Below are 12964 nucleotides of genomic sequence, written 5' to 3' on the forward strand. Positions count from 1 at the left end.
AGCATCTTTTTAGCGTCATTCTGTCTTCTGGCGAGGCCTACTTGCATCATTTGTATACATCACTCATGTATAGGAGCTGAATAGATTGAATATCATTGATGCCCTTGTTGCCGCAAGCCCTTATTTCAAAATCATGCTAAGGGAACACAACCTCATGATCGCCGTCACAGACATGGAGAAATTCAGATATTACGTGCCCAGCGAAGACCTCGACCTCGGAATCAAGGCAGGCGATGCGATCTCGCTGGATGACCCTACGCTGCGGCGAGCGCTTGTGGACGGCGAAACGTCGGCCAACCGCATTGCCGAGCATTTTTACGGAACTGCCATCAATTCTGCCGCAACTCCGATTCGTGATGAGGGAGGGCATATCGTCGGTGCGCTCGCGATCGGCTTTTCGCTGCGCAACGAACAAAAACTGGAGCAATTCACCGAATTGATCAGCAGCATTGGCGGGCAATTGACCGACATGGTGCAGACCGTGGCTGCCCATTCCGAAGAGCTGACCGCTTCTTCGACTCAAATTCTGGACAACTCCCGGCAGGCCGTCCAGAATTCGGCCGAAATTAACAAGGTTGCTTCTTTCATTCGCGAAATTTCCGAGCAGACGAACCTCCTTGGCCTAAATGCAGCCATCGAGGCTGCGCGGGCAGGCGAAGCCGGTGCCGGCTTCGGCGTGGTCGCTTCCGAAGTCCGCAAGCTCTCGAGCGGAACCAAAGAGGCCACCGTGAACATTGAACGTTCCCTGAAACAAGTGCAGGATTCCATTCGCCAGATGGAATCGGAGATTACCTCCATCACCCAGTCCAGCAATCAACAGGCTGAACTGGTGACGGAGTTCAGCAATGTCATCGAACATCTGAACAGCGTCAGCCAAGAGCTGAAAACGTTCATAGAGTCCATGCTGCTTCGAGCCGACTGACGGATTATGCGAAGGAAAGCCTGCGCGCAATGCGGCATATCTTATGAGCTTATTTCTCCCCCAAAGAGCATTCATTTCTGAGCATTCTGCATCAATGACTTCCTTGAAATCCAGAAAGCTTCCTGCGATCAATGGCAGGAAGCTTTTTCAGTTCATGCAGGTTGTGAGGACCCTATCCCAGTCGTGGAGCCTTTAACAAGAACGTGTTTCAAACCGCCATCCATTTCCAAAGCATCATGCTCCCCATGGCAAACATCACTGCCGCCGACAAACGGTTGAACCACCATCCGACCCGGCCGGAACGATCGCTTCCGCCAACCCACCTGCCCGCGCCTGCCAATCCGAAGAACCAGATCCACGAAACTGCTGCGGCCACGATCGCGAACAGCAGGCGTTCTTTGCCATCGTACTGCAACGAGCTTGTCCCGATTACTGCTACCGTATCCAGCAATGCGTGCGGATTGAGCAAAGATACCGAAGCAGCAAATAGGATTTGCCTTCCCGGCGCAATCAGCTTCGGTGCTGCATTGGTTGCCCCGGTCGATCGCCAGACGCTCCATGCCATATATAACAGGAACAAGCCGCCGCAGGCATACAATGCGCCTGCCAATAACGGCCACTGCAGCAGGACAAGCGAAATGCCCCCGACCGCGGCTCCGATCAGCAATGTATCGCAGAGCCCCGCCGTAATCACGGCTGGCAGTGCCCGAATCAGGTTGGGCTGCATCATGCCCTGGTTGAAAACAAATACGTTCTGCACGCCAAGCGGCAAAATCAGACCAAACGCCAGCATGGCGGCATGCATAATGACCTCCATCTGTTCATCCTCCTTTTGTGCCTCAGTGTCATGGTAGCGGAGAGGATGCGATATGTATCCAACCAATTGGATGGCATCGCAGCCAACCAAATGGTATAGTTACTGCATATTGGGCCACGCTCAGGAAGCGCCTGAGTATTGACGATGAGTACCGAGTTTAGACATTAGTTTCTCAAATATCAAGTTGCGCTTCACGCTGACCAGCCGTGCGGCCATTCCCCACAACCCGCTTGTTTTCCCATTCCGTTTACTGGAGGTGATGACCGGCATGAAACATGCCGACAATGGACAAGCAGCTGCAGGCTGGAAGCCCAATCCCGCATCCCCCTTGCCGCTGTACCGTCAGATCGAGCTCCATATCCGCGATAAAATCACGGCAGGCGAGTGGACGGCCGGTTACCGTCTGCCTGCGCAGCGCGCCATGGCGGAGGCCATGGGGGTCAATCGCAGCACCTTGATTACCGCGCTGGACAATCTCGCTGCCGCAGGCATGATTAAAGGACGTCATGGCGGGGGCACGTATGTCTGCGGAGCTGGCTGGCATGCGATCGCCCATGAGGCAGCAGCCTTTCCAAATTGGAACGAAGCCGTCGAGGAAGGATCGCATTACCCCAACCTGCCTGAGGTCCAGCATATTAACGAGGCGGAATTCCAGCCAGGCATCATCCGGCTGGGGACGGGCGAGCTTGCTCCCGAGCTGATGCCGCATGATGCCTTTCAGGCCATTTTGCGCTCCTTGCCAGAACGAAGCCGCACCCTGAACTACATGGAACCGCAGGGCAGCCTGGAGCTGCGCACCGCCATATCGGCCCATTTGCAGGCACATGGCGTGCAAGCTTCTCCGGCATCCATCCTGATCGTGTCCGGCTCGATTCAGGCCTTGCACCTCATATCGGTTGGTTTGCTTCCGCGCGGATCGGCGGTGATGCTGGAGCGTCCGTCCTATCTGTATTCGATCCATGCTTTTCAGTCCGCCGGGCTGAAATTGAACGGCATCGCCATGGATGGCGAAGGACCGCTGCTCCCGGCTCTGGCAGAAGCTGCCCGGCGCGGCGGGGTCGGCAAAAGCAACATCTCGCTGCTCTACACGATCCCGAGCTTCCACAACCCTACCGGCGCGCTGATGAGGGAAGAGCGCCGCCAAGAGCTGCTGGCCGCAGCCCACGCCTCCGGCATCGCCATCCTGGAGGATGCCGCTTACGCGGATCTGTGGCTGGAGGCCCCGCCGCCGCCATCGCTCAAGGCGCGCGACCGGGACGGCAGGGTGCTCTACATGGGCACCCTGTCCAAAGCCGTCAGCCCCGGACTGCGTCTGGGCTGGCTGGTCGGACACGAGCCGGTCATACGCCGGCTCGCCGACATCAAAATGCAAACCGACTACGGAACCAGCTCCCTTGCTCAGGAAGCTGCCGCACTCTGGTTTGCCGAAGGGCATCACGAGCAGCATCTGGAACGCCTGCGCCCCGAGCTGCGCAGGCGGCGGGACCACATGCTGGAGCTGCTCGAACGGCATTTCCGCGGCCTGGCCGAATGGAACAGGCCTGCCGGCGGCTTCTACGTCTGGCTCCGGTTTACGGCCGGCCAGCCTTCGATCCGCAAACTGTTCCACGCCTGCCTGGAACAGGGCGTGTTAATCCATCCCGGCTACCTGTACGACCGCCTGGATGCCGAACATTTGCGGCTGTCCTATGCTTACGCATCGCCGGAGGAAATGGAACGCGGCCTGCGTATCCTTGCCCAGACGGCAAAGCGCATGCTGGATTAAATTACGCATGTAACGCCCCCTTGCACACCACACTCACAAGTATTCATGCAGTTTCGACCGCGTCGCTAACGAACCCTATGCAGCTAGAATAAAAAGTGGACACATCGTTAAGGAACAGAAATAATAGACCTAACGAAAGAAGAGGTGTCCACGGCATGGGAGAACAACGGCAACGTTACAATGAAGAATTTAAGAAACAAACGGTAAAGTACATTCAGGAGCAAACAAAGACGCTATCCGATGTAGCGGAAGATTTAAATATTCCTAAAAGTACGCTGAGTCAATGGATGACTAAGTACCGGCAATTCGATCAGGAAAACGTCAACCATCCTGAAAAGATCCGAAATCTCGAACAAACACTCCGAGCAAATGAAGCAGAACAACGCCGGAAAGACCGTGAAATTGAAGATCTCAAAGAAGAACTGGCTATCCTAAAAAAGGCGCTGCACATCTTCAGCAAGGAAAAGAACTGAGGTTCCAATTCATCGAAGAGTATCGCTCCGACTTTCGAGTGGAGAAGATGTGCAAGGTCTTGCAAGTGTCTCGGAGTGGCTACTACAAATGGCGTTTGGCTGCACCATCCAACCGAGATCAGCGGAGGAAACGCCTTACGAATCGAATTTTGTGGCACTATCATGACTCGGATTCGAGGTATGGTAGTCCTCGTATTCGCAATGAACTTTTAAAAGAAGGTTGGGTCGTATCGGAGCGTACGGTCGGCTTCATCATGCGCGAAAACGGACTTCGTTCCTGTGTTTCGCTTAAGTTTAAAGTGTGTACAACGGATTCCAGACATACGTTTCCGGTAGCGCCTAATGAGCTCCAGCAAGACTTTTCAGCTTCAAAACCGGCCGAAAAATGGGTCGCAGACATCACCTATATCCCATGCCGTCAGGGCAGACTGTATTTAGCCAGCATTTTGGATCTGTATACCAAGCAAATTGTAGGTTGGAAGCTGAGCGACCGCATGACCACTGATCTCGTCATGGATGCATTAAACCAGGCCTATACTGCGAAAAAGCCAGCAAAAGGGCTCATCCACCACTCTGATCGTGGAGCACAATATGCTTCCAAGGAGTATCGACGCAAGTTGGAACAGTATGGGATGAAAGCGAGTATGAGCAGGCCTGGAAACTGCTATGACAATGCTTGTATTGAAGCCTTTCACAGCACATTGAAGCGAGAACTGATCTATCGCATCCCTAGATTTAAAACGAAGGCAGAAGCCTATGAAGCACTATATCGCTACTTGGAATTCTTTTATAATCGCAAACGCTCACACAGTGCACTGGGTTACCTGTCTCCTTTGGAATTCGAGCAACAGTATTACCAAAAAACCTCATAAACGAGAGTGTCCACTTTATTGACAGAAGAGCACTACGCACGTTATGTGCTCGATTTTGGGGTCTGCCAAAACCTAACGAACATCATGCAGCTAGAATAAAAAGTGGACACATCGTTAAGGAACAGAAATAATAGACCTAACGAAAGAAGAGGTGTCCACGGCATGGGAGAACAACGGCAACGCTATAATGAAGAATTTAAGAAACAAACGGTAAAGTACATTCAGGAGCAAACGAAGACGTTATCCGATGTAGCGGAAGATTTAAATATTCCTAAAAGTACGCTGAGTCAATGGATGACCAAGTATCGGCAGTTCGATCAGGAAAGCGTCAATCATCCCGAAAAGATCCGAAATCTCGAACAAACACTACGGGCCAATGAAGCAGAACAACGCCGGAAAGACCGTGAAATTGAAGATCTCAAAGAAGAGTTGGCTATCCTAAAAAAGGCGCTGCACATCTTCAGCAAGGAAAAGAACTGAGGTTCCAATTCATCGAAGAGTATCGCTCCGACTTTCGAGTGGAGAAGATGTGCAAGGTCTTGCAAGTGTCTCGGAGTGGCTACTACAAATGGCGTTTGGCTGCACCATCCAACCGAGATCAGCGGAGGAAACGCCTTACGAATCGAATTTTGTGGCACTATCATGACTCGGATTCGAGGTATGGTAGTCCTCGTATTCGCAATGAACTTTTAAAAGAAGGTTGGGTCGTATCGGAGCGTACGGTCGGCTTCATCATGCGCGAAAACGGACTTCGTTCCTGTGTTTCGCTTAAGTTTAAAGTGTGTACAACGGATTCCAGACATACGTTTCCGGTAGCGCCTAATGAGCTCCAGCAAGACTTTTCAGCTTCAAAACCGGCCGAAAAATGGGTCGCAGACATCACCTATATCCCATGCCGTCAGGGCAGACTGTATTTAGCCAGCATTTTGGATCTGTATACCAAGCAAATTGTAGGTTGGAAGCTGAGCGACCGCATGACCACTGATCTCGTCATGGATGCATTAAACCAGGCCTATACTGCGAAAAAGCCAGCAAAAGGGCTCATCCACCACTCTGATCGTGGAGCACAATATGCTTCCAAAGAGTATCGACGCAAGTTGGAACAGTATGGGATGAAAGCGAGTATGAGCAGGCCTGGAAACTGCTATGACAATGCTTGTATTGAAGCCTTTCACAGCACATTGAAGCGAGAACTGATCTATCGCATCCCTAGATTTAAAACGAAGGCAGAAGCCTATGAAGCACTATATCGCTACTTGGAATTCTTTTATAATCGCAAACGCTCACACAGTACACTGGGTTACCTGTCTCCTTGGGAATTCGAGCAACAGTATTACCAAAAAACCTCATAAACGAGAGTGTCCACTTTATTGACAGAAGAGCATCAGCCGCGTTATTCGAGGCAAAACGAGCGCAGCAGTCCTATTTTCCCCGATATAAAGACGCTGATGTTCGTTAGCATTCAAATCGGGCCAAAAAGTACCCCATTACGTGTCTCAGGTTCGTTACAGCTCGGGCAAGATGAAATCACGAATAAAAGGGCATTCCCCGTCATGGTTATGACGCACGGAATGCCCTTATGATTTGCTCCATTTGCTCCAAACGAAAGATTGGTGACCTCACAGATTGCTTCACGGATCGCTTCGCCACCCACTTTATTGCTCACTCCATCCCGCTTTGAGCTACCTTGCAGTTCGGGAGTTCCCATCCAATCCAATCCAACCCAACCAACTCAGCCTTTTACCGCTCCCTCCGCGATTCCCTCCATGATGAATTTCTGGAAAAACGCATAGATCAGGACGACCGGAACGGCGGTCAGCACGAGGGACGACAGGATCAGCGGCCATTCCTTGTTGTACTCGCCAAACAGCATATTCGTTGACAGAATCAACGTATAGCGGTTAACGTCCGTCAGCATGAGCAGCGGCAGCAGAAAGTCGTTCCAGATCCACAGGAAGTCCAGAATCGCAATCGTTACCGTAATCGGCAGCAGCAGCGGGAAAATGATGCGGAAGAACGTCTGGAATTCATTACAGCCGTCCATCTGTGCCGATTCTTCCAGCTCGCGCGGAATGGACTTCACAAACCCGTGATAGAGGAAGATGGCCATGTTGACGCCAAGTCCGACATAGATGAGGGCCAGCCCGTAGGTGCTTCCTTGTACCGCAAGCCCTTTCGCCACTCGCGTCAGCGGAATCATGATCGAGTGGAACGGCACCAGCATCGATGCCACGAACAGGAAAAAGATCAGGTTGCTCAGCCGTCCGGCTGTACGCGACAATTTATATCCGGCCAGGGAAGCGCAGAATACGATACCGCCGATGCCGAGGAACGAGACGATTGCCGAGTTCATCGAACTGCGCAGCAGGTTGATTTTGTTAAACGCATCCGTATAGTTTTCCCAGTGCAGCGTCGTTGGCAGCGCGATGAATGATTGAAACATTTCTCCCTGCGTTTTGAACGAATTGACGACGGCCATATAGATCGGCAGCATGGCGAAGAGAGCACCTGCGATGAGCAGCAAGCGGATCAGGTAGCTGTTGACTTTTTGCATCCTCATGCTTCCACCTCTTTCTTCTTCATGACCGTAATCTGAATGAGCGTAAAGATCAGCACGATAACGAACAGCACGACCGACTTGGCGCTGGCGTATCCATAACGAAAATTGTTCGAGAACGCTTCTTCATAGATGTTCATCGTGATCACCTGCGTAGCCCGTCCCGGTCCTCCACCCGTCAGACCATACACAACTTCAAATACCTTGAACGCGCCGTTCAGCGTAAGAAAGAAACAGATCGTGATCGCATGGGTAATCATCGGCATGACCACGTTGCGCAGCACTTGAAACGCGTTCGCTCCGTCAATGACGGCGGCCTCCTTCAAACTTTTCGGTACGCCCTGCAAGGCCGCCAGGTAGATAATCATCATGTACCCCACGCCATTCCAGAGCGATACGGTCAGAATCGAGTAGAACGAAAACTGGGGATCCCCCAGCCACTGTTGGTCAAGGAACGTTATCGCCAGCTTTTCGGCCAGCTGCGGCAGCACTTGGGAAAAGATGAACGTCCACATGAAGGCGCTGATAATTGTACTGATCATGTTCGGCATGAAGAACAGCGTCCGGAACAATCCTTTGCTGCGCGTACGTGTCTCGATGAACACGGCGAGCAGCAGCGCAATTCCGTTTTGCAGAATCAGCATAAATACGACGTACTTCATCGTGAACCACAGCGAATTCAGGAAATCGGGATCTTCCTTGAACAGCTCCACGAAGTTGCCCAAACCGATGAAGCTGTAGTCCTTATTTAGCCCGTTCCAGTCCGTCAAGCTGTAGAACATGCCGCCGAATGTCGGAATGAGCAGAAATATGGCATAAATGATAAAGGCCGGTGCCGTAAACGCCAGCAAGGATAAATACTTTTTGAAAACATTCGTAGCCATAGGCCGGGTCCTCCCCCTATTTGCGATGAGCATATAAGCAGAAACGGGGGATGGAAGGCGATGTCTGCCACCCCATTTCTTCAGCTTAGCGACTGTGATGAATAAATGGCCGCTAATGGGTTGACAAAGCTCCAACTGCTGTGGAGCTTTGTCAACAAAAGCGCGTACTCATTGATTCACAGTTTCCTACTTGTTGACTTTGTTGTACGATTTCCACGCCTTGTCGAGCGCATCGATCACCTGTTGTTGGTTCAACTGTCCGGAGTAGTAGCCCTGCAGCGCCTTGCCTGACTCATCCTTCACTGCCTGCGGTACCGACGGATCCTGATAGGCTTTGCCTTCATTGACGTATTTCATGGCATCGTCCACCCAAGGGAAACTTTCAAAGTTGTGGACTTTCGCTACCGGATTGAATTTGAGCGCTTCATAGAACGCACTGGAGTCTTTGTCGTCGAGAATGTAGTTCACGAAATCGAGCGCCACTTCCTTGTTTTTGCTGCTGGAAGAAACGGCGAGCGACGTGGACGTGCTCAGATTGATTTTGGTATCGTCCGGATTGTCGTTGATCGGCATCGGCGCAACGCCGAAATGGATGTCCGGGTTAGACTTCAGAATGGTCTCCGCATACCACGGACCCTGTACCCACATCGCCGCTTTGCCTGTTGCAAATGCAGCCGCTCCGTCGTCCGCGCCGACTTCCAGCGCCTTCTCCGTGCCGTTTGCCGTCACCAGGTCAAAGGCATCAAACATCGCTTTCATATCGGAAAACGAACCCTGATCCTGATTCATTTTGTCCAGGAAATCCTTGTGCTCGGATTGGGTGAGCGCGCCTACCGTCAGCGGCAGGAAGAGCTGTGGTACCCAAGCTTCCTTGTAGGCCAGCTCGAACGGCGTAATGCCGGCTGCTTTCAGCTTGTCGACGACCGCCTTCATTTCAGTCAGCGTTGTTGGCGGTTCAAGCCCTTGTTCCTTGAAGATATCCTTGTTGTAGAGGTATCCCCATGACAGCGTTTCCAAAGGCACGGCAACGATTTTACCATTGGCATCTGTCACGGAAGGTTTCACCGAATCAAGCAATTTGTCGACGAATGGCTGATCTGACAGGTCTTCCAGATAACCTGCCTTGCTGAACGGCGGAATTTCGTTGACCGCGTGCAGCGCGAATACGTCAGGCGCGTCGTTCGAGGCCAAGCGTGTCTTCAGAATCTGCGCAGCATTGTCCGCCGGCGGCATCTCCAGCTGCACGTTTACTTCAATGTTTTTCTCCGCCTTCTCCTTGGCCTTGAACTGTTCTATATATTTATCGTAATGTTCCTTCAGCCGAGGTTGCGCAACGAATATTTTCAAATTGACCGTACTGCCGGATGCAGAGCCTCCCTGTGATTCGTCCGTTCCCGTGCTCTGACCGCACCCTGCGAGCAATACGCTGACCAGTACTGCACTTGCGACGCTTTTCCATACCTTCATCTCTCATGACCTCCCGGTGTGACTGGTTTGTCTTGCATAAGCCCATTATATGCTTGTAATGTAAGCGCTTCATTGGACAATACGGAGCTTCTGCATTGGATTATTTTAAACTTTGTCCCTTGCGCATCTCTCCGGGAGACAAGCCGAAATGTTTCTTGAACACCCGATAAAAATAGGACACATCCTCATACCCGACCATTTCGGCGATATGTTTGAATGGAATGCTGTCGTCCATCACCCATTCCTTTGCCTTGGCCATCCGCAGCTGCACGATGTAGTCGACAACCGTGATGCCGTATTCCTTTTTGAATGCCTTGCTCAGATATTCCTTGCTGACAAAAAAGACTTGTGCCAGCTGCTCCAGCGTGATCGCTTCCATGCAATGCTGCTCCATGTGCTGCCTGACCTCTTCAAGGTTCAGCTTATTCTTGAACTTCCGCTGCGCGATCACGCCTTCCAGCGCCTGACTGTAGAGGTCAAACGTCCAGGCCAGCGCCGCTGACGCCGTTGTCAATGCGGATGGAGGAGCAGGCTTTGCTGCCGCAGATTGCTCACCCGCTCCATTGGAACTGCACAGCTCCCCGAGCAGGGTCTGCAAATCATGGACGACCCTGCCCAATTGCTGCGGTTTCCGCATGTCCTCTTTTTCCAGTTTCTCCTCCAGTTGGTTGAAAAGATCTCGCAGCTCCGGCATGTTCAGTTCGTTGAATCGAATGCGGACCTGCTGCTGAAAACGCGAAAATTCCCCAGCAAACATCCGGGAATAAGGCTCCCACCCTTCCGGGCTGTAACGGACCTTCTCCAGATCACGCTTGCACTTTGCAAGCACGGCGTTCAGCTCATCCGGATTAACCGGCTTGAGCAAATAATCCGCTGCCCGGTGCCGAATGGCATGTTTCGCATAATTGAAGTCATCATAGCCGCTCACCACGATCACTTTGATTTGCGGGAACTGCGCGCTCAATGTTTCCAGCAAGGCAACCCCGTCGGTGCCCGGCATGCGCATATCGGTAATGATGATATGGGGATTCTGCTGCTGCAGCTGCTGCAAAGCCTGATCCCCATCCTCCGCTTCGCCCGCAACGACCATATCGAGTTCCTCCCACTCCCCCAAATTGCGCAAAATATCCCTGTTCCACGGTTCGTCGTCGACCAATAACACTCGATAAGGCTGCACGCTCATACGATTTCTCCTCCCTCGTCAAACGGAATGCGTACCGTCACTGTCGTTCCCTCTCCTACTTCGCTGTCGACGCTCATTCCATAACCAGGGCCAAAATGCATGGTGATGCGCGATGCCGCATTTACAAGACCGATGCTTGTCCCGGCACTCCATACCCGGTCTCCCTCTATGGCTACACGCTCCAGTCTGGCTTGCAGTTCGCTCCGTTTCCCGGCATCCATGCCCAGCCCGTTGTCATGAACGCGAATGATGATCTTCTTCCCTTCCCGAGCAACTTCAATATTTAATTTCCATTGCGCCTTTTTGTTTTCCAGGCCGTGCACGAACGCATTCTCCACAATAGGCTGAAGTGTAAGCTTCGGAATGGCACATCCCTTCAGATCAGCTTCAATCTGCAGATGGTATTCGAGCCTGCCTGCAAATCGCTGCTGCTGGATCAGCATGTAATGTTCAAGCTGGTCCAGCTCGCTCTGAAGCGAAACCAGCCCGTCCGGAGCCCGCACGATGTAGCGGAACATCTCGCTCAGCGCACGAATCACTTTGTACGTGTCGGCAGGCTTTTGCGAATACACCATGCCGCCGATCATTTGCAGCGTATTTTGCAAGAAATGCGGGTGGATCTGGGACTGCAAAGCCTTCAGCTCTGCCGTACGTTTATCCAGATTCATTTGGTAGTTTTCGCGGATATGCTCGCGGATGCGGCCAGCCATGCCATGCAGGTTTTTTTCCAGCAGCCCGATCTCGTCCACGCGTCCGGTGCGAACCACCTCCCTGTCCTTGATGAGCCGAATGCCTTTCATGGCATTGGCCAGACTGACGATCGGCTTGGCCGTGCGCCAGGCAACGAGCGCTGCCAGTCCCACCGAAATCAGCGTAGCCAAGCCGCCTACGACAAGTCCGTATTTCATCGTTTCCAACGCGCTCTCATTAATGACATGGGCAGGCACGATCTTGACGAGACGCAGTCCCGAAGGGTCGATGGAATGGTAAAAGACATACTCCCGCTCGGTACGGATCAAACCCGCATCGTCTTGGGTATCCGCCAGTTTGTCCAATGCTTCTGCCGAAGGCTGGAATTCGGAATGGGGCTGATACTCCGGATGGCCTGACGGGTCAGAGATGTACACGGTGTAATCGCCCCGGCCATCCAGCAGCTCCAGCGTCTGGTTGAACACGGTCCATTTGATTTCTAGGCTGATCGCCCCGATCTGGGCCTGGTCCTCAAAGCGGTTCATGCTGCGGGTCATATGGAATTTTTCCGGATCGTTCGGATCATTGATAATCGTAAAATCTTTGTGCTCGGCAAAAAGCTCATGATACTCGGCCGGAATGCCCGAAACCGATTTAATCCGGTTTTCCATGGAGTTGAACGTAAACAACGTATCCAATTCCTTCAGGTACAGCTCCACGCCGAACACATAATTGCCGGCAGAGTAGTACACGCTGTTGAGCATGTTGAACACGGCCTTCTGCTCGTCGAAACGGCTCGAGGCCGACGCATCCCGGTTCAGCGCCAAATACTGGTGCACCTCATCGCTGATCTGGATCGAGTAAATCAGGTTGTTCATGCGGGCGAACTGCTCTCCCAAGTAAGCCGAAGCCCACTTCATGTTGGCCCGGTTGGTCTCCATAATCTCTTCCTCCATCGAAGAGCGGGCATTTTCGGCCGCCATCGCGGTCATAACCAGCACGGGCAATACCGCGACCAGCGTCATTGTCAGGATCAGTTTGTTGCGGATGCTGCGTTTGAACGGATCAGCCAGCTTGCGATACATTTCGGTAATCATAGGCGCATTCCCCCGATCGCGCTTGAATATAAAACGGTGCATCCTCATTTCTTCCGAGGCAGACATTCGCGTTCAGCGGGAGTCCGCCATGAAACCTACGGGAAGCAAATGTGTCGATATGTTTATAATTTCCGATAGGACAATGAAACGCCCCAGCATAAACAGCAAGGGCGCCTCCATCTCTATATTTTCACTTAACAAGCCAATGTAAACCATCATGGACCAACCACGTTAACG

At 52.3% G+C, this 12964-nt stretch carries 12 protein-coding genes; 6 read left to right on the forward strand and 6 right to left on the reverse strand.

The window, feature by feature from the left end:
• The first annotated feature begins 85 nt into the window (after positions 1-85).
• Entirely contained in the window at positions 86-922 is an 837-nt protein-coding gene (locus MKY59_RS28800) for a methyl-accepting chemotaxis protein (protein ID WP_236413076.1), read from the forward strand.
• Positions 923-1130: 208 nt separating this feature from the next.
• Here the strand turns inward: MKY59_RS28800 and MKY59_RS28805 are convergent, their stop codons facing one another.
• Positions 1131-1739, reverse strand: coding sequence for a LysE family transporter (locus MKY59_RS28805; protein WP_339274992.1), 609 nt, complete (start codon positions 1737-1739; stop codon positions 1131-1133).
• A gap of 268 nt (positions 1740-2007) precedes the next feature.
• Here MKY59_RS28805 and MKY59_RS28810 point away from each other — a divergent pair, with 268 nt between their 5' ends.
• The 5 genes from MKY59_RS28810 to MKY59_RS28830 all read left to right on the forward strand — a co-directional run bounded on the left by MKY59_RS28810 (position 2008) and on the right by MKY59_RS28830 (position 6201).
• The gene (locus MKY59_RS28810) at positions 2008-3504 is read left to right on the forward strand and encodes a PLP-dependent aminotransferase family protein (protein ID WP_339274994.1); all 1497 of its coding nucleotides are present in this window, start codon (positions 2008-2010) and stop codon (positions 3502-3504) included.
• A gap of 155 nt (positions 3505-3659) precedes the next feature.
• Positions 3660-3977, forward strand: coding sequence for a transposase (locus MKY59_RS28815; protein ID WP_236415676.1), 318 nt, complete (start codon positions 3660-3662; stop codon positions 3975-3977).
• A gap of 11 nt (positions 3978-3988) precedes the next feature.
• Positions 3989-4849 (forward strand): IS3 family transposase, encoded by an 861-nt coding sequence (locus MKY59_RS28820; protein WP_339278494.1) that lies wholly within the window; start codon positions 3989-3991, stop codon positions 4847-4849.
• 162 nt (positions 4850-5011) lie between these two features.
• Positions 5012-5329, forward strand: a complete 318-nt coding sequence (locus MKY59_RS28825; protein ID WP_339272616.1) for a transposase — start codon at positions 5012-5014, stop codon at positions 5327-5329.
• Positions 5330-5340: 11 nt separating this feature from the next.
• Entirely contained in the window at positions 5341-6201 is an 861-nt protein-coding gene (locus tag MKY59_RS28830) for an IS3 family transposase (protein ID WP_339278495.1), read from the forward strand.
• Positions 6202-6581: 380 nt separating this feature from the next.
• Here the strand turns inward: MKY59_RS28830 and MKY59_RS28835 are convergent, their stop codons facing one another.
• The 5 genes from MKY59_RS28835 to MKY59_RS28855 all read right to left on the reverse strand — a co-directional run bounded on the left by MKY59_RS28835 (position 6582) and on the right by MKY59_RS28855 (position 12727).
• Entirely contained in the window at positions 6582-7409 is an 828-nt protein-coding gene (locus MKY59_RS28835) for a carbohydrate ABC transporter permease (RefSeq protein ID WP_236413084.1), read from the reverse strand.
• A complete protein-coding gene (locus MKY59_RS28840; RefSeq protein WP_236413086.1) occupies positions 7406-8290 on the reverse strand; it encodes a sugar ABC transporter permease in 885 nt (294 codons plus the stop codon). The genes MKY59_RS28835 and MKY59_RS28840 overlap by 4 nt, the downstream gene beginning before the upstream one ends.
• 186 nt (positions 8291-8476) lie before the next feature.
• Complete coding sequence (locus tag MKY59_RS28845) at positions 8477-9757, reverse strand: extracellular solute-binding protein (protein WP_339274996.1); 1281 nt, start codon at positions 9755-9757, stop codon at positions 8477-8479.
• Between the two features lie 100 nt (positions 9758-9857).
• A complete protein-coding gene (locus MKY59_RS28850; protein ID WP_339274998.1) occupies positions 9858-10940 on the reverse strand; it encodes a response regulator in 1083 nt (360 codons plus the stop codon).
• Positions 10937-12727 carry a sensor histidine kinase gene (locus tag MKY59_RS28855; protein ID WP_339275000.1) on the reverse strand — a complete coding sequence of 597 codons (1791 nt, stop codon included), beginning with the start codon at positions 12725-12727 and terminating at the stop codon, positions 10937-10939. Before MKY59_RS28855 ends, MKY59_RS28850 begins: the two co-directional genes overlap by 4 nt.
• Between the last annotated feature and the right edge of the window lie 237 nt (positions 12728-12964).

The organism is Paenibacillus sp. FSL W8-0426 (genome assembly GCF_037969725.1).
GTDB lineage: Bacteria > Bacillota > Bacilli > Paenibacillales > Paenibacillaceae > Paenibacillus > Paenibacillus hubeiensis.

What these genes read in the sequence shown, in the direction of transcription:
- MKY59_RS28835 (WP_236413084.1), bottom strand. Translation starts at nt 7,409, where the DNA reads ATGAGGATGCAAAAAGTCAACAGCTACCTGATCCGCTTGCTGCTCATC.
- MKY59_RS28840 (WP_236413086.1), bottom strand. Translation starts at nt 8,290, where the DNA reads ATGGCTACGAATGTTTTCAAAAAGTATTTATCCTTGCTGGCGTTTACG.
- MKY59_RS28810 (WP_339274994.1), top strand. Translation starts at nt 2,008, where the DNA reads ATGAAACATGCCGACAATGGACAAGCAGCTGCAGGCTGGAAGCCCAAT.
- MKY59_RS28805 (WP_339274992.1), bottom strand. Translation starts at nt 1,739, where the DNA reads ATGGAGGTCATTATGCATGCCGCCATGCTGGCGTTTGGTCTGATTTTG.
- MKY59_RS28845 (WP_339274996.1), bottom strand. Translation starts at nt 9,757, where the DNA reads ATGAAGGTATGGAAAAGCGTCGCAAGTGCAGTACTGGTCAGCGTATTG.
- MKY59_RS28850 (WP_339274998.1), bottom strand. Translation starts at nt 10,940, where the DNA reads ATGAGCGTGCAGCCTTATCGAGTGTTATTGGTCGACGACGAACCGTGG.
- MKY59_RS28815 (WP_236415676.1), top strand. Translation starts at nt 3,660, where the DNA reads ATGGGAGAACAACGGCAACGTTACAATGAAGAATTTAAGAAACAAACG.
- MKY59_RS28825 (WP_339272616.1), top strand. Translation starts at nt 5,012, where the DNA reads ATGGGAGAACAACGGCAACGCTATAATGAAGAATTTAAGAAACAAACG.
- MKY59_RS28855 (WP_339275000.1), bottom strand. Translation starts at nt 12,727, where the DNA reads ATGATTACCGAAATGTATCGCAAGCTGGCTGATCCGTTCAAACGCAGC.